The sequence below is a fragment of the Rhodococcus phenolicus genome (genome assembly GCF_001646785.1).
Lineage (GTDB): Bacteria > Actinomycetota > Actinomycetes > Mycobacteriales > Mycobacteriaceae > Rhodococcus > Rhodococcus phenolicus.
Genome location: NZ_LRRH01000052.1, coordinates 63,548 through 84,851, shown reverse-complemented (window position 1 = coordinate 84,851; position 21,304 = coordinate 63,548). Strand labels below are relative to the sequence as shown.

Below are 21,304 nucleotides of genomic sequence, written 5' to 3'. Positions count from 1 at the left end.
CCATGTCGGAGAACGTTGCGCGCAAGCTCATCGGTGCACATCTGGTGTCCGGGGAGATGGTCCCCGGCGAGGAGATCGCGATCCGGATCGATCAGACCCTCACCCAGGACGCGACCGGAACTCTGGTGATGCAGGAGCTCGAAGCGCTGCATCTCGATCGCGCGCGGACGGAGGTCAGCGTCCAGTACGTCGACCACAACCTGCTGCAGGCCGATGAGAAGAACGCCGAAGACCACGAGTACCTGCGCACCGCCTGTCTGCGGTACGGGCTCTGGTTCTCCAAACCGGGCAACGGAGTGTCGCACCCGACGCACATGCAGCGGTTCGGGATTCCGGGAAAGACGCTCGCCGGATCCGATTCGCACACACCCGCGGCCGGTTCGCTCGGCATGCTCGCGATCGGCGTCGGCGGCCTCGAGGTGGCACTGGCCATCGCCGGCGAGCCGCTCAACCTCCGGATGCCCGAGATCTGGGGTGTGGAACTGACCGGTGCGCTGCCACCGTGGTGCTCGGCGAAGGACGTGATCCTCGAGATGCTCCGTCGGCACGGGGTGAAAGGCGGGGTCGGCCGGATCCTCGAATATCACGGTCCGGGCCTGGACACGTTGACCGCGATGGACCGGCACGTGATCGCGAACATGGGCGCCGAACTGGGTGCCACGACCACGGTGTTCCCCGCGGACGACGCGGTACGCGAGTTCCTGGGGTCGGAGGACAGGGAGGGGGACTTCGTCGGCGTCGTCGCCGGCCCCGACGCGGATTACGACCTCGTCGAGCGCATCGACCTGTCCGCCGTCGAGCCCCTGATCGCGAAGCCGTCGTCACCGGGCAACGTGGTGCCCGTGCGGGAGGTCGCCGGAGAACCGGTCGCGCAGGTGGTCATCGGATCGTCGGCGAACCCGGGACTGCGCGATTTCGCGATCGCGGCGGCGATGGTCGCCGGACGGCAGACCCTCCCGGAGGTCAGTTTCGACATCAACCCGTCCTCACGGGAGATCTACTCCGACCTCACCCGCATGGGTGCCACGCTGGATCTGGTGACCGCGGGCGCCCGCATCCACCAGTCCGGGTGCATGGGCTGTATCGGTATGGGGCAGGCACCGGCAACGGGACGGAACTCGTTGCGCACCATGCCGAGAAACTTTCCCGGCCGCTCCGGGACCCGGGAGGACTCGGTGTGGTTGTGCTCGCCGGAAACCGCGGCGGCATCCGCACTGACCGGGCGCATCACCGATCCCCGCGACTGGGCCGCGCAGGCCGGGGTCGACTACCCGGCGCTGGAGTTGCCCGCGTCCGCGTCGGTGAACACCGCGATGCTCGTCGCACCGCTGCCCGAGGAGGAGGCACGCGCCGTCGAACCGGTGAAGGGGCCGAACATCTCGTCGCTGCCCGATTTCCCGCCCCTGCCGGACCGGATCGAGGCACCCGTTCTGTTGAAAGTCGCGGACAACATCTCCACCGACGAGATCTCGCCGGCGGGAGCCCAGGCGCTGCCGTTCCGGTCCAACATCCCCAAGCTCGCGCAGTTCACCTTCACCCGGATCGACGAGAGCTACCCCGAGCGGGCCGCGGAGACCGGGAAAGCCTCGGGGCACATCGTCGTCGGCGGGGAGAACTACGGCCAGGGTTCGTCACGCGAGCACGCCGCCATCACTCCCCGGTATCTCGGTCTCCGTGTCGTGCTCGCCAAGTCGTTCGCGCGGATCCATTGGCAGAACCTGGCGAACTTCGGAGTCCTCGCCCTCGAATTCGTGAACCCGGACGACTACGACACGATCCGGGAAGGCGACGTGCTCGTCCTCGACGGGCTGCGTGACGCGCTCACGACCGGATCGGAGCTGTCGGTGCACGTTCCGTCCCGCGACGCGGAAATTCCGGTCCGGCACCGGCTCTCGCCGCGCCAGCTTGAGGATGTCCTCGCAGGCGGGATCATCCCGAAACTGGCCCTACGCGGCCGGTGACACGGTGACGACCTCCGGCACGCGGTAGTTCTCGCGGTCGAACCGGCGGGTGCGCAGCCGGTAGCGCCACGCGGAATCCGGCCACAGTGAGCGGTTCACGCCCGTACGGTCGAGATACCAGCTGTCGCAACCGGATGTCCACGCGGTACCCGCCGATCTCCGGGCCATCTCGGCCCCGAACCGGGACGGCGCCCGCTCGGCGACCTCGAGTGCCTCCACGCCGTCCCGATCCGTGGCATCCATTGCTGCTGCGGCATACCGGAACTGGGATTCGAGCATCGTGAGGAGCGAAGTGTGGGCCACGCCCGTGTTGGGGCCACCCAGAACGAACGCGTTGGGGAAGCCCGACACGGTGATGCCCAGGTGCGCCTGCGCACCCTCACGTGCCCACCGTTCGAGGAGTACCGTCCCGCCCCGACCCGTCACCGGTACCGATGCGAGTGCACCCGAGATGTGAAAACCTGTGGCGTACACCAGAACATCGGCCGCATGTTCGCGACCGTCCGCGGTGACGACGGAATCGCCGGCGAGCCGTGCCACCGGCGACGGGACGAGTTCGACGTTCTCGCGGCCGAGGGCGGGGTAGTAGTCGTCGGAGAACAGCACCCGCTTGCATCCGATTCGGTATCGCGGTGTCAGGACTTCCCGCTGGGCAGGGTCGGTGATGTGCGCGTGCAGGTGCCGCAATGCACGGTTCTCGAGCCGTCCCGATGTGCCGGTGAGCGCGGGCAGTCGTGCCTCCGCACGCCAGTACTCGAGCGCGCGGCGGACCGGCCGCGGAAGCGGCAGCCGCGGGGTCGGGCGCGGCAGGATCCACGGCGCAGTCCGTTGGACGACGGTGACGCGCGCCGCGATCTCGGCGAGGTGGGGTACGAGTTGTATTGCGCTGGCGCCGGTTCCGACGACGGCGATGTTCCGGCCGGTGAGGTCGAGGGAGTGGTCCCAGCGGGCGGTGTGGACGGCGGGACCGTCGAACGTGCCGTCGAAGCGGGGGATGCGGGGGACGTTGAGCGCGCCCACCGCGAGGACGAGGAATCGTGACTCGTAGGTGGTTCCCCGGGCGGTGGTGGTGTGCCAGCGCCGGTTCTGCTCGTCCCAGCGGCATCCGGTTGCCGCGGTTCCGCACGCGATGCGCTCGCGCAGGCCGGGTTCGTCGGCGAGTCCGTTCAGGTGCGCGAGGATCTCCGGCTGCCCGGCCCGGCCTCGGGACCACCCGGCCTGCGGTGCGAAGGAGTACGCGTACAGCGCCGGTGGGATGTCGCATTCGCATCCCGGGTAGGTGTTGTCGCGCCATGTCCCGCCGAGGGTGTCGGCGCGTTCGAGAACCTGCACGTCCCGGCCGAGGCGGTGCAGGTGCACCGCGGCGCCGAGGCCCGCGAAACCGGCGCCGATGATGAGCACTTCTGTGGACGACAACACTTGAACAGTGTTCAAGTTGGGGTGTGAACAGTCAAATCGTCATATCTACCGATATCTAGCGATCGACCGAGAAAGTCGGATACTCCGCTGATCAGACGAGGTCCTCCTCATCCCCGGGCGCGCGCCGCCGCAGTCCGCGGTAGGCCTCGGTGGGGGTGTGCCGTCCCGCGACCACCGCCTCGACCTCCGCGGCGATCGGCATCTCGACCCCGTGCTCGCGGGCCAGTTCCATCACGGTCGGTGCGGTCTTCACGCCCTCGGCCACCTGTCCCAGCTCCGCGACCGCCTCCTCGACGGTCAGGCCCCGGGCGATGGCCTCACCGACCCGGCGGTTGCGCGAGGCCGGGCTCATGCACGTGGCGATCAGATCACCCATCCCGGTCAGGCCGGAGAAGGTACGCGGCTGCGCCCCCATCGCCACGCCGAGCCGGATCATCTCGGCGAGCCCCCGCGAGAGCACCATCGCGCGGGTGTTGTCGCCGACGCCGAGTCCTTCCGCCATGCCGGCCGCGATCGCGACGATGTTCTTGAGGACACCGCCGAGTTCGCAGCCGAGTACATCGGTGTTGCGGTAGACACGGAACACCTTCGACGCGAACAGCGGTTGCAGGGCGCTGGCGATCGATTCGTCCTGCATCGCCACCACCGACGCAGCGGCCAGCCCGTCGGCGATCTCGCTGGCGATGTTCGGTCCGGCGAGCAACCCCACCGGATGCCCCGGCAGACACTGGGAGATCACCTCGGTCGGCCGCAGTCGGGTGCCCGGCTCGAGGCCCTTCGCGAGCGAGACGATCGGCACCCACGCGCGTACCTCGTCGGCGATCTGCTCGAGAGTTCCCCGGACCGCGTGTGAGGGAACACCCACGACGAGCACGTCCGCCTCGCGCGCGGCCGCGATCAGGTCGTCCGTGGCTCGCAGGTCTGCGGGCAGTTCCCGGTCGCCGAGGTAGCGGCTGTTCCGGTGCTCGTCGTTGATCTCCGCCGCGGTCTCGGCGGTGCGGGACCACACCAGTGTCGGGGTGTTCTGTGCCGCGAGTCCCGCGACCGTGGTTCCCCACGATCCGGACCCGAGGACGACGACGCGAACCGGACGTGCCATCGGTGACCACCTCTGCCTGTCTGCGGACGAGTGCTACGGGTCCCCAGCGTGTCAGGTCACGGGGTGCGGCGGGGACGTTTCGGCCCGGTCAGGACCCGAGCAGCTCCGACACCGTGACGAACCGGTAACCCTGCGCGCGGAGCCCGGCGACGATCTCCGGGATCGCGTCGAGAGACGACTGACGCGCCGGATACATCGCGTGCAGCAGGATGATCGACCCCGGACGGGTCTGCGCGAGCGTCGTGTCGACCATCGTGGCCGGATCGGTCGCGGCCGAGTCCGGCTCCACGTCCCACATCACCGTGGTCCGGTCGTATGCGTCGAGATACCGGGGGAGAGCGACGAGTTTCTTGCCGTAGGGCGGACGGAACGTGATCTCGCCGTCGAACCCTGCCGCGCGGATCTGTGCGTCCGTGCTCTCGATCTCCTCGCGCACGGTGTCGCTGCCGACGAGGATCATCCGCCGGTGCGTGGAGGTGTGGTTGCCGAGTTCGTGCCCGGCGTCGACGATCGCGCGCCCCATCTCGGGGTGCGCGGCCATCTCGGTGCCGGTGACGTAGAACGTCGCGGGCACACCCGCTTCGGCGAGCACGCGCAGCACCTCGGGGGTGCGGTCGGACGGGCCGTCGTCGAGCGTCAACGCGACCACCTTCTCCTCGGTGTCGACGCGGTGCACGAGATCGCCGAACAGCTGGAAGGTGCGTGAATTGGAGAGCGTGTGGAGACCGAGCACGGCGGCGACGACGAGCAACACCGTCGCGGCGGCGGCGATCATGATGCGGGGGCGTCTCGGCATGGCTCCAGGATGCCCCACCCGGAAATTCGATTGCGCTGCGAGGCCGGGGGGTTCACCATCGGAAGCTGCCGAAGCGGGACACGCCCCCGCGCGTCACCATGAATTCAGGAGTCACCCGTGAACGCCGATGTCCTACCCGGAATCGAACCGCTGGCCGAGTACGGCTGGACCGCTCAGGTCGCAGAGCGATTCGCGGACAGCGATATTCACGGTACGCCGGGCCGGATCGTGCGTGTGGGCCGCGGTCACGGCGAGGCCGTCACATCCGCGGGACCGCTTCGGGTGCGGGTGTCCGGGCATCGGATCTGCACCGGCGACTGGGTGATCGTGCGCGAACCCGCCACCGACGGAGACACGGTCGGCGCGATCTGCGCGGTGCTGCCGCGTACCGGAGTGATCCGGCGGGCCGATGCGTCGGGACGCTCCGAGGAGCAGGTTCTCGCAGCCAACGTGGACACGGTCGTGGTGACAGTGGCAGCGGACACTCTCGATCCCGGCCGGGTGGAACGGCTGCTGGCCCTGGCCTGGGACAGCGGAGCCCAGCCGGTCGTCGCGCTGACGAAAGCCGACCTCGCGACCGCGCCGGTGTTCGACCGGGTCGCGGCGATCGCACCCGGAGCGGGCGTGGTCGAGGTGTGCGCCCCGGACGGATCCGGCCTCGGTGAGCTGCGCGACCGGATCCGCGGCACCGTGGTGCTGGTCGGGGCGTCGGGCGCCGGGAAGTCGACCCTGGTCAACGCCCTGTGCGGGCGCGACATCCAGGCGACCTCGCCGGTGCGGCAGGGCGACGGAAAAGGCCGCCACACCACCACCGACCGGGAGATGTTTCCGCTGGGTGACGGCCTGACCCTGGTCGACACTCCGGGGCTGCGCGGCGTCGGGATGTGGGAAGCCGGTGCGGGTATCGCTGCGGCGTTCCCCGAGATCGACGATCTCGCGCAGCAGTGCCGTTTCGCCGACTGCGTGCACGAGAGCGAGCCGGGATGCGCGGTCCGCGCCGCCGTCGAAGCCGGCGATCTCGACACACGACGGGTGAACAGCCACCGCAAGCTGCAACGCGAGAACGCATGGGTCGCGTCCCGGTCGGATGCGCGGTTGCGCCACGAGCGGACGCGGGAGGCCAAGGTGCTGAGCCGCTCGATCCGGGCGTTCTACCGCGACCGCTGAGGCAGCGGCGAGCTTCTCCAGTTCTCCCGTTCGAGCAACCACGAGACGACCACGCCCGCGACCAGACCCCAGAACGCGGCGCCGATGTTCCAGAACGTGACGTTCGATGTGGTGACCACGAACGCGACCAGCGCACCCATCGTGTGGGTGTGGCCGAACCCGGCGACGAACGCGCCCTGCAGCGCCCGCAGCATGGCCAGCCCGCCGAGCGTGGCGACGAATGCGACGGGCGCAGCGGTCATCCACCGCACGAACAGCGGCGCGAACGAACCGAAGACGACCGCCAGTGTGCCGCACGTGACCGCGGCGGTGTACTGGCGGTCGCGTTCGCCGGAGGACACCAGCAACGCGTTCGTCGGGCCGGTCAGACAGGTGGACACGGCTCCGACCGCGGCGGCCAGGAAGGACCACACCCCGCACGCGACCGTCGCCACGGTGATCGGCGGGTGGTGGCCGGCGCCGCGCAGCACCGCGACCCCCTGCCCGTTCTGCACGACGAGCACCGTGACGGCCAGTGGAACAACGAGTTCCAGGAGTGCCGGCCAACTGAACACCGGTGCGGTGAGCACCGGGGATGCGAGCACACCGGCGTCGTCGCTTACCGGATGGAACCGCCCGGACACCGCGACCGCGACCATCCCGGCCAGCAGTGCACCCAGGATCGGCGGCAGCCGGCGGCCGAGAGCCGGGACGGCGCCGAGGACGAGGAACACCACCACCATCGGCGCCGCGATCACCACGTCGGTGCCCAGCGCATGCACGAGATCGACTCCGAATTTCAGGAACACCCCGGCCACCATCGCCATCACGATCGGCATGGGCAGCGCCGACATCGCGCGCCGCACGAGACCCGAGAGTCCCAGCAGCAGAATCAGAGCGGATGTGACGACGTAGGCGCCGATCACCTCGGGCCAGCTCAGGTGCGTGAGCGATTCACCGACGACGACCGTGCCCGGGATGGTCCAGAAGAAGCCGAGCGGCTGACGGTACGCAAGGCTCATCGCGATCGTGAGGATTCCGTTGAGCACGAACACCCCGAAGATCCACGACGCGAGCTGCGATGGTGTCAGCCCTCCGGCAGCGCCGGCGGCGAGGATCACCGCGACGGGCCCGGTGCACGAGAAGATCAGCCCGAGCAGACCGTTGGCCGCATACGCGGGACCGATGTCGCGCCGGAACCGACGCAAGGTGGTGCGGGGTCGTGCGGCGCGTTCGAACAGATTGGTGCCGGTGCGGGTGTCCTCGTCGACTGCGGTCATCGCGAAACTGCTACTCCTGCTCTCGGAATCGGGCTGCGAGTTCACTCCGGGACCGGATGCCGAACTTCGCATACACCCGGGTCAGGTGGTACTGCACGGTCTTGACCGACAGGAACAGCTCGCCGGCCACTTCCTTGTTGGTGTGGCCGGCCGCCACGAGTGCCGCGACGGACTGTTCCTGCGGGGTGAGCGCGACGGCGTCGGGTGCGCGTTCCGCGCTCTTCTCGCCGGCCTTCAGTCCACCGGCCTTGAGTTCACGATCGCAGCGCTGCACGTAACTCGCCGCACCGAGCGTCGAATACAGCTCGCGCGCCGAACGCATCACCGCGTCGGCTTCACGCCGCCGTCCGGCGCGACGCAGCGTCTGGCCGTAGGCGTAGCTCACCCGGGCGCGGTCGTACGGCAACGGAAGTGGCGCGAGGTCCGCGAGCGCCGACTCGAAAGTGTCCCGTGCCGAGTCGATGTCGCCGCGTGAACCCTGGATGCGGCCGCGCACGTATCCGAGCCGGGCCGTCGCGGACCGGTGCCCGCGTGCGGTGGCGCGCTCCTCGAAGGGGTGGAGGAAGGTGTCGGCCTCGTCCACACGCCCGGTCATGACGAGCGCGTTGGCGTACAGGTCCGGCCACGGCCAGAACCCCGGTTCGTCGAGTCCGTCCCGGTGGTGCACGGCCACGAGCGGTTCGAGATGCCGCAGCACGTCGTCGTATTCGGCAGCGACCTCGGCGCACTGCGCTGCCGAGATCGCCGACGGTGCCAGCATCATCGGGTAGTCGTTGCTGCTCGCGCGACCCCGGAGCAGATGTTCGCGCGCGGTGACGCGGTTCCCGCGCAGCGCATGGATCTGCGCTCCCGTCCAATGAACCAGGGGCCGAAGCAGTTCCAGTCCGGTCCGGTCGAGTTGTGCCGAGGCACGATCGACGGTGCGGATCGCATCGTCCCACTCGCCGAGCGCGAACTGGGTGCGGGCCAGCCATGCCTGCGCCCACAACGAGATGCGCAGCGAACCCCCGCGGAACACGGTCGGTTCGGCGGATTCGAGCTCAGATCGGGCCCGGTAGGGGTCGTCGAGGGCCAGGGCAAGCCATCCTTCCGCCATGCGGACACGCTGGCTCTGCGCGCCGAGCCGCACGTGATCGGACAGTGTCGCGTACGACGAGACCGCCTCGTCGACGTGCCCGGTCATGGCGAGACCGAGGCCGCGGACCGCCGCGGATTCGACCGCTGCCGGGGTGTCGCCGGGCACGAGTGCGCCGGCGCGATCGGCCCATTCGACGAGTTCGTCGCCGCGCAGGAGGGCCAGCGAGTGCAGCACCATGCGCTGGCAGATCCGCGCGGCGAGCTGCGGGTTCGTCTCCGGCTCACCCATCGACGTCCAGGCGCGGGCGAGCAGCTGATGTGCCTCGGCGGCACGACCGCGCTGGACGGCGATGTACCCGAGCAGAACATCGCGCATCGGACCGCCCGGGGCACTTTCGATCTCGGGCAGGAACGTCTGCGCCTGCGGAAGGTCGGCGGCACCGGCGAGTGCGTCCACGCCCCGGATCAGGCGTTCGGTGCGCAACGCCCGGTCCGGGGTGATCCGGCTCGAGGTGATGAACGCTTCTGCGCTGTCGGACCACGCCCCGTCCGCAGCCCGGTCCTGTGCGTGCCGGTCGAGGCGGTCGGCGAGGTCGGCGTCGGCGCGGGGGGTCGCGGACACGAGATGGAACAGGGATGCTCCCTCGTCGTCGACGATCTCCGCGGCCCGGGCGTGCAGTTCCTGCCAGCGCGCCGGGCCGAGCTGGTCCGTGACGGCAGCGCGGGTCATCGGTTCCGGAAACGACAGCGTGACGACGCCCCGTTGCTCGCGCATCGTGAGCAGGCCGGCGGTATGGGCCTCGTCGAGGGCGGTCGTCGGGTCGTCCAGTCCGGCGAGCGCCGCGGCATGCGCGAGCGAGCAGTCGGTGCCCAGGATCGCGGCCGATTCCACGAGGGTGCGTGCTGGTGCCGGGCACCCGGCGAGCCTGCGCCGCACCGCTGCGGCGTGCTGCTTCGGTGCGGGGAAGCGGGCCTGCCAGCGATGCCACTGCGACCGCGGGATCTCGTCGATGATCTGCAGTGTCGGCAGCGGACTGCCGAGGGTGTGTTCGTGCAGGCGCCGCACAGTCCACGCGGACAGGTCGACGCCGATGCGCGCGAGCGCCAGTTGTGCGATGTCGGCCGGTTCGAGCGGACCGACGTGGACCGTGACGGTGCGGTGTGCGTCGAGGATGCGGGCGACTTCGTCGGTGACGGTCTCGGGGAGGACGTCGGGGATCAGCCACAGCATCAGCAGCGGAAGGCCGTGGGCGCGGCGGGTCAGCGAGGACAACGTCCGGAGCGATTCGGGATCAGACCGATGTGCGTCGTCGACGACGATCACCGTGGGGCCGGTCAGTTCCCCGAGCATTGCGTGGGCGACGTCGACCGGATCCGACGCCGTCACCGTCGCGTGCATCACTTGCTCGACAACGGCCCACCCGCGCTGCGACTCCCACTCGGCGCAGATGGCGCCGAGCACCGACCAGTCGGTCAACGAATCGACGAAAGTTCTTACCAGGGTGGTCTTTCCGATGCCCGGCGGACCCTCGACGAGGACGAGCCCGGGGGTGCCGGCTCGCGCCTCGTCGAGGATCCGTTCGAGCTCTGCGAGCTCGCGGGTACGTCCGACCGGCATGGATGATCCCGTCACGCATCCACCGTAGTCGCGACCGAGTGCTCCGGTTCGGACTTCGGGACGGCCGGCCGGGGCGGAACGAAGAAGGTGACAACCGCGCCGGCGAGCGCGATACCCGCGAAGATGTAGAAGTTCACGTTGTTGCTCAGACCCGCACCGATGAGCAGACCACCGATGATGGGTCCGACGATGCCGCCGAGGCGGCCGAACCCGGCGCACCACGCGACGCCCGCCGCCCGGGCCCGCGTCTCGTAGTAGTTGGAGACGAACCCGTAGACGAGCACCTGGGTGCCGATCGTGCCGACCCCGGCGACCGCGACCGCCGCGAGGAGCACCGGCAGCGGGAATCCGAAGGTGAGCAGGACCAGGGCGAGTGCGGCGAGACCGAACGTCGTGGCCACGACGGGCTGCGGTCCACGACCGTCGGCGATCCGGGAGGCGAACAGGCCGCCGATGATCGCACCGCCGTTGAGGACGAGCAGGAACGCCAGGGAGCCCTTCGCGTCGTACCCGGCGTCCGCCATGATCTTCGGAAGCCAGGTGTTCAATCCGTAGGTGAGCAACAGACCGGCGAAGCTCATCATGCCGAGAAGTGTTGTTCCCCAGGCGTAACGGCGGGTGGCGAGCGCGGCGAAACCGGCCTTCTCGAGGACGGGCGCCGACGGCGCGGGCATCGGGATCCCGAACCTCGAGCAGACCGCGGCGGCATCGTCGGTGCGGCCGCGGGAGACCAGCCACTGCGGCGACTCGGGGAGTTTCACGGCGGCGAGCGGAAGCAGGATCACGAGCGGCAGCGCCCCGATCAGGAACAGCCCACGCCAGCCGATCGCGTCGCGCAGCACGATCGCGAGCAGGGACGCCAGGACGCCGCCGGCGGGGACGCCGCTGTAGACGATCGCGTTGTAGAGATTGCGCTTGCCCGCCGGCGCGAACTCGGCGACGACGGCACCGGCGGTGGCGACGAGACCGCCGACGCCGATGCCGGTGAAGAATCGCAGGGCGCCGAACATCGCGAGGTTCGTCGACAGCGCCGCGGCGGCCATCCCGACGGAGAACCAGACGATATGGAGCAGCATCATCTTCCGGCGGCCGACCCGGTCGCCGAATGCGCCGGTGACCAGCGCGCCGACCATGACACCGATCAGCGCGTACGAACCGAGCGCCCCGCCCTGTTCGGCCGAGATGTGCCCGAGCTGCCCGGGGTCGGCCATCAGCGTGGGCAGGATGGTGCCGTATACGACCAGGTCGTAGCCGTCGAAGATGATCGCGAGCGTCGCGAGGGCGACGATCCATAGGACTGAACGGCGGTGCTGAGCACTCGCCCATTCGGTGGGCTGGGTCATGGTCTCTCCAGTCGGTGAGGTGGGTCACAGTACGATCGAGGGAGAAAAATGGGCCTCACCGTCGGGGCCGGATGCGGCCCTTACGGTGAGGCCCGGGCGGTGGGTCAGCCCAGATCGCCGCCGGCGACGGGGAGAACCGTGCCGGTTATGTACGAGGCTTCCTCGGATGCCAGGAACGTGATCGCGGCGGCCTGCTCGTCGAGCGAGCCGTACCGCTTGAGCAGCGACGAGTCGACGGTCTGGTCGACGATCTGCCGATACCAGGTCTTCTCCTGCTCGGTCTGCGCCGACGGCCCGCGGGCGACCCGGCGTGGGGGCGCGTCGGTGCCGCCGGGCGCGGTCGCGACCACCCGGATCCCGTACTGCGCGACCTCCAGCGCCAGCGCCGCGGTGATCGCGTTCACCCCACCCTTCGCAGCGGCGTAGGGAACCCTGTTGACGCCACGGGTCGCAACCGACGAGACGTTGACGATCGTGCCGGAGTTCCGGGCGATCAGATGGGGCAGGACCGCACGGCACGTCCACAACGTCGGGAACAGCGAGCGCTGCACCTCGGCCTGGATCTGTTCGGGGGTGTAGTGCTCGTACGGCTTGGCCCAGATGGTGCCACCGACATTGTTGACCAGAACGTCGATGCGCCCGTTCTGCTGTCGCGCCTCGTCGATCGCGTCCTGTGCACCGTCGAACGTCTCCAGGTCGGCGGTGACGGACCACGCGTGGGCACCGTTCTCCCGCAGCTCCTTCGCGACGTCGTGGACCAGCTCGGCGCGGTCGATCAGGACCACGTCGCCGCCTTCGGCCGCGATCCGTGTCGCGACCGCGCATCCGATGCCCTGCGCGGCACCTGTCACGACCACCGCGCGGCCGTCGAACCGGCCCGGAAACACACGGGGACTCATGCGATGTCCGCCTTCTCCCGGTCCTCGATGGCGCGCCGCATGGTCGCCTTCGCGTGCTGGGCGTGCGAGACGATGAGATCTCGTGCTGCAGCGCGATTTCCGCGCTCGAATGCTTCCACGATCTTCAGGTGGTCGTGCGGGATCTGTTCGTCCACCCACTGCGCGGTCCGGAGCACGCGCCGCATCAACTGCGTGACCTCGAGCCGGTTGTAGGCCTCGAGAAGAACCGGGTTGCCGCAGCAGCGGAACAAGAACTCGTGGAAGGCCGCGTTGGTGTCGGTGAACGCGGCAGCATCCGTGAAGTAGTCCCGGTCGATCGACGCGGTCGATGCCTCGGCCAGGATGCGGAACTCGACGAGCTGAGCTTCGGTGAGCCGGCCGACCGTCAGTTCGAGCGCGCCGAGTTCGAGTGCCATGCGGGCATCGAACTGGGCATCGGAATCCGCAACCGGTGGGTGCTCCTCGCCGATCTCGTAATTGTCGGCGGTGGGGAACGCTGCCCCGAGAGTGACGGGCAGACCGGTTTCGGCCGAAGCCTTCTCGGCCGCTGCACGTTCGGCCTCGGTGGGCGCGGCGACCTGCTCGGAACCGCCCACGGCGCTGTTGAACTTCTCGAAGTAGAAGTTGGCGGGGGTGATGCCCTCGTTCCCGAAGTGGGCGCGCACCGCCTCGACCATCGGCGGCGGACCACACAGGTAGACGTCCACGTCCCCCTCGTAGAGGTGCCTGGGCTCGAACAGTGACGTGACGTAGCCCTTGTTCGGCGCGGCCGAGTCCGGATCCGAGACGCAGTATTCGAACGTGAAGTTCAACAACGACTTCGTGTAACCCTCGAGGGTGTCGAGTTCGACGATGTCGTGGTCGAAGGTGGCACCGTAGATCAGGTGCACCGGCAGCCCGACGTCCTGCTTCCTCATCGCCGCGAGGATCGAGAGGATGGGGGCCAGCCCGGTACCACCGGCGAGCAGCAGCGCGGGCCGCTTGTGTTCGCGCAGGAAGAAGCTGCCGAACGGGCCGGCGAATTCGAGGGTGTCCCCGACCTGCGCGCGATCGCGCAGGTACTCCGACATCGCGCCGCCTTCGGTGATCTTGACCAGGAACGACAGGCGCGTATCGCACGGGCCCGTGCTGAACGAGTACGAGCGGCTCTGATCGGTTCCGGGAACGGTGATGTTCACGTACTGGCCGGGCAGGAACACGAGATCGTCGCGGTTCGGGATCTCGACGGTGAAACCGACGGTGCTGGTGGAGAACCGGCGAATGTCGGTGATCGTCGCCGAGTACGTCGTGGCGGCGGTCTTCGCGACATCGGAGGTGGTCGCGATCTGCAGCACCAGATCGGATTCCGGGGTCATCTGGCAGGGCAGGCAGTAACCCTGCTCGGCCTCGTCGTCGGTCAGGGCATCCTCGATGTAGTCGCCGCCGTCGTACGAACCGGACTCGCACAGCGCCTTGCAGGTTCCGCACGCGCCGTCACGGCAGTCGAGCGGAATGTTGATGCGTGCCTTGTACGACGCGTCCGCGACCGTTTCGTTCGGTCCGCACTTGACGAAGCGGGTCACCCCGTCCTCGAAGCTCAAAGCCACCTGGAAACTCATGGCATGTGCCTTCTTTCGTGAATCGGGGTGGATCAGACGACGTAGACGTCCACGATGTGGTGGATGTAGTCGTTCTTCAGGACGATCTTCTTCTTCCGGATCACCGGTTCCGGTCCGGAGACGTCGAGGGTGACGAAGTTCGTGCCGAAGTACGTGTCGGTCGTGTTGTAGCGGTAGTACAACGAGAACCAGTTGTGGCGCAGGTCGATCTCGGTTCCGCGGCGTTCGAGGATCTCGACGTTCGTGATGTTGTGCCCGGTGCGGGGCTCCGGCAGCGATGTCGCCGACGAACGATCGGTGCGGATGCGGAACACCCGGTCCTCCAGCCCGCCACGATTCGGGTAGTACACGAGCGAGATCTCGCGCTGCGGATCCTCGGTGAGTTCACCGTTGTCGTCCCACGCCGGCATCCAGTACTCGGCCTGCGGGTGGTAGCAGTCGAGCCACTGCTCGAACTCGCGGTCGTCGAGCAACCGTGCTTCCCGGTAGAGGAACTGCTCGATCTCGGTCTGCGTCAACTCTGTTGCGGTGGTCATCGTTTCGGTTCCTCAGCGCTCGTTCGTGGCGGTGGGCTCGGCTTCGGCCTCCGCGGCCCTGCGCATCGTCTCGAGCCAGTAGCGGTGCTGGATCGGGTAGAGTCCCTCGTCCTCCGTCTTCACACCACTCGACAGGACGTTGGTCATGCCCAGGTCCCTCGCGACCTGGTCGGGACCGTTCAGCACGTGGGCGGCGCCTCGGCTCATGTCGTTCCACGGGGCGGCGGTCGCGAGGTACGTCTTCTGGCAGGAACGGAACTCTTCGAGATCGTCCGGGGTGGCCATGCCCGTCGCGTTGAAGAAGTCCTCGTACTGCCGGATCCGGTTCGCGCGGGACTCGGCCGATTCGCCCTTGGGGGCGATGCAATAGATCGTCACCTCGGTCTTGTCCACCGAGATCGGCCGGAAGTGGCGGATCTGCGACGAGAACTGATCCATCAGATACACATTCGGGTACAGGCACAGGTTGCGCGATGCGCCGACCATGAATTCGGCCTTCTTCTCCCCGAATTCGGCGGCCAGTTCGTCCTTGCGGGGATAGAGCGGACGGTCCTGCGGATTGCCCCACCACATCCACAGCAGCAGGTGCCCGTTCTCGAAGGAGTGGTAGCCACCGCCCTGCTTGCCCCACGTACCCGCGTCCATCGCCTTGGTCTCGTTGGCCGATTCTCCGGCGGTGCGGCGGGCGGTCGTGGCCGCATAGTTCCAGTGCGTCGCCGACACGTGGTAGCCGTCGGCGCCGTTCTCGGCCTGCAGCTTCCAGTTGCCGTCGTAGGTGTAGGTGGACGAGCCCCGCAGCACTTCCAGGCCCTCGGGGGACTGGTCGACGACCATGTCGATGATCTTGGTGGTGTCACCGAGGTGCTCCTCGAGCGACACGACGTCGGGGTTGAGGCTGCCGAACAGGAATCCGCGGTAGTTGCCGAAACGGGCGACGCGGGTCAGGTCGTGGCTGCCGTCGGTGTTGAACTGTTCCGGGTAGCCCGCGTCGCGCGGGTCCTTGACCTTGAGCAGCTTGCCGTTGTTGCGGAACGTCCAGCCGTGGAACGGGCACGTGAACGTCGCACGGTTGTCGGTTTTGCGCCGGCACAACATCGCGCCGCGATGGCTGCACGCGTTGATCAGACAGTGCAACTCGCCGTCCTTGTCCCGGGTGACGACGACGGGCTGGCGCCCGATGTGGGTGGTGAAGTAGTCCCCGTTGTCGGGCAGCTGGCTCTCGTGCGCGAGGTAGACCCAGTTGCCCTCGAAGATGTGCTTCATCTCCAGTTCGAAGATGTCCTCATCGGTGAAGACATCGCGTCGCACCTGGTAGCGGCCGCTCGCTGCATCCTCGACGAGGGCGCCGTCGAGATGGGAACGCACGTGGTCGACGGTTTCGGTCATGGGTTCTCCAAGGGGATCGTGCGGGATGTGCCAGGCGCCGGCCGGATCGGGGTTCGGTACCAGTGCGGGTCGGACGGGCTGCGTCCGTGTTGCACTCCACGATGCCAGCCTGTGTTGGTGGTCACACCAGGTATATGCCTAGTGCTACCTAGGACTCCACGGCCCGGAGTGCGGCGGGCCGGTGGACCGGTCCCGTTCACTACACGTTCGGGTCGAGGCACCCGCTCATTCATGTGGCGCCGGTGGACTGTGGGAACGGATGTTCGTCCGTTCACTTCGGATCGTCGGGCACGTTCCTGCCCGTGAAAGGAATCCACCTTGGCTACCGTCACATTCGAAAAGGCCACCCGCCGCTATCCCGGCACCGATCGCCCGGCGGTCGACGGACTCGACCTCGACATCGCGGACGGCGAGTTCCTCGTCCTCGTGGGTCCGTCCGGGTGCGGTAAGACGACCTCGCTGCGGATGCTGGCAGGTCTCGAGGACATCGACAGCGGCCGGTTGCTCATCGGCCGCAACGATGTCACCGACGTGGATTCGAAAGACCGCGACATCGCCATGGTCTTTCAGAACTATGCCCTCTACCCACACATGACGGTTGCCGAGAACATGGGTTTCGCGTTGAAGATCGCCGGGGCGTCCAAGAACGACCGGCAACACCGGATAGCCGAGGCGGCGAAGATGCTCGATCTCGAGCAGTACCTCGATCGCAAGCCCAAGGCGCTGTCCGGTGGGCAACGGCAACGCGTCGCGATGGGGCGTGCGATCGTTCGGAACCCGCAGGTGTTCCTGATGGACGAGCCGCTGTCCAACCTCGACGCGAAGCTCCGGGTCCACACACGCACCCGCATCGCCCGTCTGACACGCACGCTCGGCGTCACCACCGTTTACGTCACCCACGACCAGACCGAGGCCATGACGATGGGTGATCGGGTGGCGGTGCTCGATGGCGGCCGGTTGCAGCAGGTCGATACACCGCGGAATCTCTATGCGCGGCCCGCGAACCGATTCGTCGCCGGTTTCATCGGATCACCTGCCATGAGCTTTCTCGATCTGCCGGTGTCCGACGGCGGTGTCGATGTCGGCGGGTTCACCGTCCCGGTGGAGCGGTCCGTGCTCGACCGGGCACAGACCGGATCGGTGACCGTGGGTGTGCGACCCGAGTCGTTCGTCCTCAGTACCGACGGCAGCGGGATCGACATGCGGGTCGAGGTCGTGGAGGAACTCGGCGCCGACGCCTTCCTCTACGGCCATGTCGAGAGCGGGGGCGTGCGTCACGACCTCACCGTCCGCACCGACGGCCACAATCCGCCACCGATCGACTCGGTGGTCCGGATCCGCCCGGTGACATCGGCGGTGCACGTGTTCGACTCGGAAACGGGCGCACGCCTGAGCGCCTGACTCCACCGGTGGTGGCCGGGTCCACCCGGCCACCACCGAGATCACCTCGGCGGCAATAGTTCACGCAGATGCATCACTGTCCGCCCTTCGAGGGTCGGCCACAGCGTGTGTCCGGGATCCTCGGGGAGATCCACGACATTGGGCACGCCGACGGTGACGAGCCCCGCAGCCTTCGCCGATGCGAGACCCGGAAGCGAATCCTCGATGGCGACGATGCGGCCGTGTTCGACGGCGCCCCATGCCTCCCGAAGGCGTTCGACGGCATGCAGATACGGTTCCGGATGCGGCTTTCCGTGAGTGACCGACTCGCCCGTGACCAGAAACTCGAACGTTCCGGCCGGGAGCAGGCGGTCGATCTCCGCGGCGAGCGGCCGCTCGCTCATCGTGACCATTGCGCACGGGATGCCGGCGTCGCGGACACCGGCGAGCAATTCGCGTGCCCCCGGTCGCCAGGGCACTCGGGTGCGTACCTGAGCGATCACGGATTCGAGAAGAAGATCGATGATCTCACGAACGTCGAGCTGCACACCCGCATCACGCAGGACCGCGGCGGAGGCGGGCAGCGAGTTTCCCACGAGGGCAGCCGCCTGTGCAGAGCTCCACGGAATGCCGTATGCCGACAGGAGTTCTGTTTCCGCGCGGAACCAGTACGGCTCGGTGTCCACCAGTGTTCCGTCCATGTCCCAGAGTACGGCCTGCACTCCGGTGTCCACCTGGGTCACACATCCTCCTCGTTGTCGTCCGTTCGTGACTGTTCCTGCTGCACAACGGGAAACGCTTCCGATCCCGGCTCGGTACCGTCGCTGTCCGGGGCGACCACCGCGACACGGACCCCGCGGGAACGAACCGTGTCGAGCAGTTCGGCCGGGGCACCGGTATCGGTGATCAGATCGTCGATCGATTCCCACCCGCACACCAGATGCAGTGATGTCGCACCGAGTTTGGTCGAGTCGGCGAGCAGGACCCGCCGGCGCGCCGAACGGAGCATCTCGGCCTTGACGCCGACGATCGATTCCTCCTGATGGTACGTGCCCTCTGCGTCTGCCGTCGTCGTGGACAGGAATGCGGTGTCCACTCGGATCGCGCGGATCGCAGCGGCGGCCCCCACGCCGAGGAAGGACTCGTGCCCGGCGTCGTACGTTCCCCCGATCGCGGTCGAGGTCGCGGTGCCCCCTTCGGCGATCCGGTTCAGGGCCGGAAGATAGTTCGTGACGATGTGCAGGTCCTCGACGTCGAGTACATGGTCGAGCATCGATGCGGCGGTTGTGGAGTCGTCGAGCAGGACGGCCTGTCCCGGAGAGACGAGAGCGGCAGCGGCCGCGGCGATCGCGCGTTTCTGGGGGACGGCCACGAGGCGTCGTAGTGGAGCGGTGATCTCGTAGGTGCTGGTGCGCTGGACGCTGACGCCGCCGCGGAACTTCCGGACGATTCCGCGGCGCTGGAGTTCGTCGAGGTCGCGGTGCATCGTCATGAGCGAGACGTCGAACCGTGCGGCGAGTGATTGCGCAGAGGCGGTCTCGTCCGCGATCAGGCATCCGAGGATGGAGTCGAGCCGATCCTGGCGGGAACTTCTGATCGATCGCTGAACCACGCGAATTCCTGTCTCTCGGATTTGGTCGGCTCTGCAAGTTATATCATCCGAACCGCTATTAACGCCCGGTGAAATCGTCGGAAAGGCTTGCCGCCCGGAGGGCGAATCGCAGCCGACACCGCGTGTCGGGCAGTTCGGCACAATTCCCGAAAAATGCTGGTGTGCAACCAAATTACTGCGACGCCATGCTCGGGCGCGCGATCGAATCGAGTGTCGATCCAGCGTTTGACCCTTGTCGATCGAGGGTGCCACCATGATCCGCGTTCGAGGACGGTTCTAACAGTTGTGTGATATCTCAGAAAGGACGGTGGACGTGTCACTGACAGCCCAGCGCCCCGTGTCGGCGCCGAGCGCACCGGTACCGCGGCGGCCCGTGTCGAAGCGCCCTGTGCCGTCGCCGTCCCCGCGAGGCCGGAACCGGCGTCGGCGGCGGGAGTATCTGCTGTTCGCGTTGTTCGCGCTGCCGAACCTCGCTCTGATCGCAGTGTTCGCGTACTGGCCCGTCATCGGAAACGCATACCTGAGCCTGACGCGCTGGGACATGATCGAACCCAGCCCGACCTTCGTCGGCCTGGACAACTACCTCACGCTGTTCTCCGACCCCTCGTTCCTGCGGGTCCTGTCTATCACCGCAGTGTGGGTGGTCGCGGTGGTCGGCGTCAGCCTCCTCGGCGGCCTCGCCCTCGCCTTGCTGTTCGCGTCGAAAGCGCCGGGGAGGAAAGCGGTATCGGCGCTGGCCTTCTCGCCGCACATCCTGTCGGGAGCGGCGGTCGCTGCGGTGTGGTTGTTCCTGTTCGACCCGAACTACGGCTTGTCCCGTGCCGTGTTCTCGCTGTTCGGGTTCGAATCCCCCCACTGGACGACGTCGAGCCGGTGGGCGCTGCCGGCACTGATCGTCGTCGCGGTCTGGAAGGGTGTGGGTTTCGTTGCAATCGTCTATCTTTCGGCACTGCAGTCGATGCCCGACGATGTCTTCGAGGCAGCCCGTCTCGACGGAGCGAACCGCTGGCAGATCCTTCGCCACGTCAAGTTCCCGTTGCTGTCGCCGACGACGTTCTTCCTCACGGTCACACAGGTGATCGGTGCGTTCCAGTCCTTCGACCTCATCGCCATGATGACGGCGGGCGGGCCGGCCGAGGCCACGACGACGCTCAGCTGGTTCATCTACTCGGAGGGCTTCCGCCAGTTCAAGGCGGGGACGGCCGCGGCCGGCGCGATGATCATGTTCGTTCTGCTCATGGTGGTGACCGTGGTGCAGATGCGCTATGTCGAGAAGAAAGTGCACTACTGATGATCACCGCAGTTCGCAAGCACCCGTGGTCGTTGCTGGGGCTGGTTCTCGTCGGCCTGCTGTTCCTGGTGCCCTTCTACTGGATGTTCAGTTCGGCCTTCAAGCCCGAGGACGAGATCTATCGGTGGCCACTGCAATGGATTCCGTCGACCCTCGTGTTCGATCACTTCGAGCGTGCCTGGGAGGCGGTGCCGTTCGGCCGGTTCTTCGTGAACTCGGTCGTGGTCACCGCGGTCGGATCGTCCCTCAAGGTGCTGCTGGCGGTCTTCGGCGCCTACGCGTTCGCCTTCCTTCGGTTTCCGGGCAAGAAGTGGTTCTTCCTCGCGGTGCTGGGTGCTCTCATGGTCCCGGGCCACGTCACCCTTCTCGTCAACTATGTGACGATCGGCAACCTCGGTTTGATCAACACCTATGCGGGCATCTTCCTGCCGGGCCTGGCCAGCGCTTTCGGGACGTTCCTGCTCCGTCAGCACTTCCTGTCGCTGCCGAAGGAGGTGCTCGAGGCCGCCGAACTCGACGGCTGTGGTCATCTCCGGCGGCTCGTGCACTTCGTGTTGCCGATGTCGAAACCCGCGATCGTGACGGTGGCGCTGATCGCCGTCATCGACGAATGGAACGATTTCATCTGGCCCTTGCTCGTCACGAATTCACTTCAGGCACGCACGCTTCCGATCGGACTGATGTTCCTCAAGGAAACCGAGGGCGTCGACCAGTGGGGTCCGATCATGGCCGGCACCGTGATCGTGATGCTTCCGATGCTCCTGCTGTTCCTCTTCGCCCAGCGCTGCATCATCGCCGGCCTCGCCGGTGCCGCGGTCAAGCACTGACGCACAGACCTTTCCGCTCCCGTAACCCGCCACTCT

17 protein-coding genes are annotated in these 21,304 nt (G+C 67.6%); 5 read left to right on the top strand and 12 right to left on the bottom strand.

Going from position 1 to position 21,304, the window contains the following annotated elements; translation table 11 throughout:
- Window positions 1-2 precede the first annotated feature (2 nt).
- A complete protein-coding gene (locus tag A8G15_RS15175; protein WP_068160933.1) occupies window positions 3-1,961 on the top strand; it encodes an aconitate hydratase in 1,959 nt (652 codons plus the stop codon).
- On the opposite strand, the gene A8G15_RS15170 is transcribed toward A8G15_RS15175, so the two are convergent.
- The 3 genes from A8G15_RS15170 to A8G15_RS15160 form a co-directional block, all read right to left on the bottom strand.
- Window positions 1,947-3,380, bottom strand: coding sequence for a flavin-containing monooxygenase (locus A8G15_RS15170; protein ID WP_245687856.1), 1,434 nt, complete (start codon window positions 3,378-3,380; stop codon window positions 1,947-1,949). The two genes, A8G15_RS15175 and A8G15_RS15170, sit on opposite strands and share 15 nt — an antisense overlap.
- A 91-nt stretch (window positions 3,381-3,471) precedes the next feature.
- Window positions 3,472-4,479, bottom strand: coding sequence for an NAD(P)H-dependent glycerol-3-phosphate dehydrogenase (locus A8G15_RS15165; RefSeq protein WP_068160932.1), 1,008 nt, complete (start codon window positions 4,477-4,479; stop codon window positions 3,472-3,474).
- A gap of 88 nt (window positions 4,480-4,567) precedes the next feature.
- The gene (locus A8G15_RS15160; RefSeq protein WP_068160926.1) at window positions 4,568-5,275 is read right to left on the bottom strand and encodes a polysaccharide deacetylase family protein; all 708 of its coding nucleotides are present in this window, start codon (window positions 5,273-5,275) and stop codon (window positions 4,568-4,570) included.
- Between the two features lie 117 nt (window positions 5,276-5,392).
- On the opposite strand from A8G15_RS15160, the gene rsgA reads away from it, so the two are divergent.
- Window positions 5,393-6,442: a ribosome small subunit-dependent GTPase A gene (gene rsgA, locus A8G15_RS15155; protein WP_245687855.1), complete on the top strand. Its 1,050-nt coding sequence runs from the start codon at window positions 5,393-5,395 to the stop codon at window positions 6,440-6,442.
- Here the strand turns inward: rsgA and A8G15_RS15150 are convergent.
- From A8G15_RS15150 to benA, 7 genes are all read right to left on the bottom strand, one after another.
- Window positions 6,427-7,701, bottom strand: a complete 1,275-nt coding sequence (locus A8G15_RS15150) for a benzoate/H(+) symporter BenE family transporter (protein WP_068160924.1) — start codon at window positions 7,699-7,701, stop codon at window positions 6,427-6,429. The genes rsgA and A8G15_RS15150 overlap by 16 nt on opposite strands.
- 10 nt (window positions 7,702-7,711) lie before the next feature.
- A complete protein-coding gene (locus A8G15_RS15145) occupies window positions 7,712-10,396 on the bottom strand; it encodes a helix-turn-helix transcriptional regulator (RefSeq protein ID WP_068161016.1) in 2,685 nt (894 codons plus the stop codon).
- Between the two features lie 11 nt (window positions 10,397-10,407).
- Window positions 10,408-11,739, bottom strand: coding sequence for an MFS transporter (locus A8G15_RS15140; RefSeq protein WP_068160920.1), 1,332 nt, complete (start codon window positions 11,737-11,739; stop codon window positions 10,408-10,410).
- A 104-nt stretch (window positions 11,740-11,843) separates the two neighbouring features.
- Entirely contained in the window at window positions 11,844-12,638 is a 795-nt protein-coding gene (locus A8G15_RS15135; protein WP_068160918.1) for a 1,6-dihydroxycyclohexa-2,4-diene-1-carboxylate dehydrogenase, read from the bottom strand.
- A complete protein-coding gene (gene benC, locus A8G15_RS15130) occupies window positions 12,635-14,236 on the bottom strand; it encodes a benzoate 1,2-dioxygenase electron transfer component BenC (RefSeq protein WP_068160913.1) in 1,602 nt (533 codons plus the stop codon). The genes A8G15_RS15135 and benC overlap by 4 nt, the downstream gene beginning before the upstream one ends.
- A 32-nt stretch (window positions 14,237-14,268) precedes the next feature.
- Window positions 14,269-14,772 carry a benzoate 1,2-dioxygenase small subunit gene (benB, locus tag A8G15_RS15125; RefSeq protein ID WP_068160910.1) on the bottom strand — a complete coding sequence of 168 codons (504 nt, stop codon included), beginning with the start codon at window positions 14,770-14,772 and terminating at the stop codon, window positions 14,269-14,271.
- A gap of 12 nt (window positions 14,773-14,784) precedes the next feature.
- The gene (gene benA, locus A8G15_RS15120) at window positions 14,785-16,158 is read right to left on the bottom strand and encodes a benzoate 1,2-dioxygenase large subunit (protein ID WP_068160907.1); all 1,374 of its coding nucleotides are present in this window, start codon (window positions 16,156-16,158) and stop codon (window positions 14,785-14,787) included.
- A 318-nt stretch (window positions 16,159-16,476) separates the two neighbouring features.
- Between benA and A8G15_RS15115 the strand changes: the two genes are divergently transcribed.
- Entirely contained in the window at window positions 16,477-17,559 is a 1,083-nt protein-coding gene (locus A8G15_RS15115; RefSeq protein ID WP_068160904.1) for an ABC transporter ATP-binding protein, read from the top strand.
- Window positions 17,560-17,600: 41 nt separating this feature from the next.
- On the opposite strand, the gene A8G15_RS30680 is transcribed toward A8G15_RS15115, so the two are convergent.
- Both A8G15_RS30680 and A8G15_RS30675 read right to left on the bottom strand, forming a co-directional pair.
- Window positions 17,601-18,281: an HAD family hydrolase gene (locus A8G15_RS30680; protein ID WP_156665412.1), complete on the bottom strand. Its 681-nt coding sequence runs from the start codon at window positions 18,279-18,281 to the stop codon at window positions 17,601-17,603.
- Window positions 18,278-19,150, bottom strand: a complete 873-nt coding sequence (locus A8G15_RS30675) for a DeoR/GlpR family DNA-binding transcription regulator (protein WP_068160901.1) — start codon at window positions 19,148-19,150, stop codon at window positions 18,278-18,280. The genes A8G15_RS30680 and A8G15_RS30675 overlap by 4 nt, the downstream gene beginning before the upstream one ends.
- Before the next feature lie 313 nt (window positions 19,151-19,463).
- Between A8G15_RS30675 and A8G15_RS15100 the strand changes: the two genes are divergently transcribed.
- Both A8G15_RS15100 and A8G15_RS15095 read left to right on the top strand, forming a co-directional pair.
- Window positions 19,464-20,441 carry a carbohydrate ABC transporter permease gene (locus A8G15_RS15100; protein WP_068161009.1) on the top strand — a complete coding sequence of 326 codons (978 nt, stop codon included), beginning with the start codon at window positions 19,464-19,466 and terminating at the stop codon, window positions 20,439-20,441.
- Window positions 20,441-21,268: a carbohydrate ABC transporter permease gene (locus A8G15_RS15095; RefSeq protein WP_068160898.1), complete on the top strand. Its 828-nt coding sequence runs from the start codon at window positions 20,441-20,443 to the stop codon at window positions 21,266-21,268. Before A8G15_RS15100 ends, A8G15_RS15095 begins: the two co-directional genes overlap by 1 nt.
- The last annotated feature ends 36 nt before the right edge of the window (window positions 21,269-21,304 follow it).

Excerpts from the sequence above, each read along its gene's own strand:
- A8G15_RS15095 (WP_068160898.1), top strand. The coding sequence starts at position 20,441 with ATGATCACCGCAGTTCGCAAGCACCCGTGGTCGTTGCTGGGGCTGGTT.
- A8G15_RS15150 (WP_068160924.1), bottom strand. The coding sequence starts at position 7,701 with ATGACCGCAGTCGACGAGGACACCCGCACCGGCACCAATCTGTTCGAA.
- A8G15_RS15145 (WP_068161016.1), bottom strand. The coding sequence starts at position 10,396 with ATGCCGGTCGGACGTACCCGCGAGCTCGCAGAGCTCGAACGGATCCTC.
- A8G15_RS15135 (WP_068160918.1), bottom strand. The coding sequence starts at position 12,638 with ATGAGTCCCCGTGTGTTTCCGGGCCGGTTCGACGGCCGCGCGGTGGTC.
- benA (WP_068160907.1), bottom strand. The coding sequence starts at position 16,158 with ATGACCGAAACCGTCGACCACGTGCGTTCCCATCTCGACGGCGCCCTC.
- benB (WP_068160910.1), bottom strand. The coding sequence starts at position 14,772 with ATGACCACCGCAACAGAGTTGACGCAGACCGAGATCGAGCAGTTCCTC.
- A8G15_RS15175 (WP_068160933.1), top strand. The coding sequence starts at position 3 with ATGTCGGAGAACGTTGCGCGCAAGCTCATCGGTGCACATCTGGTGTCC.
- A8G15_RS15140 (WP_068160920.1), bottom strand. The coding sequence starts at position 11,739 with ATGACCCAGCCCACCGAATGGGCGAGTGCTCAGCACCGCCGTTCAGTC.
- A8G15_RS15160 (WP_068160926.1), bottom strand. The coding sequence starts at position 5,275 with ATGCCGAGACGCCCCCGCATCATGATCGCCGCCGCCGCGACGGTGTTG.
- A8G15_RS15165 (WP_068160932.1), bottom strand. The coding sequence starts at position 4,479 with ATGGCACGTCCGGTTCGCGTCGTCGTCCTCGGGTCCGGATCGTGGGGA.
- benC (WP_068160913.1), bottom strand. The coding sequence starts at position 14,236 with ATGAGTTTCCAGGTGGCTTTGAGCTTCGAGGACGGGGTGACCCGCTTC.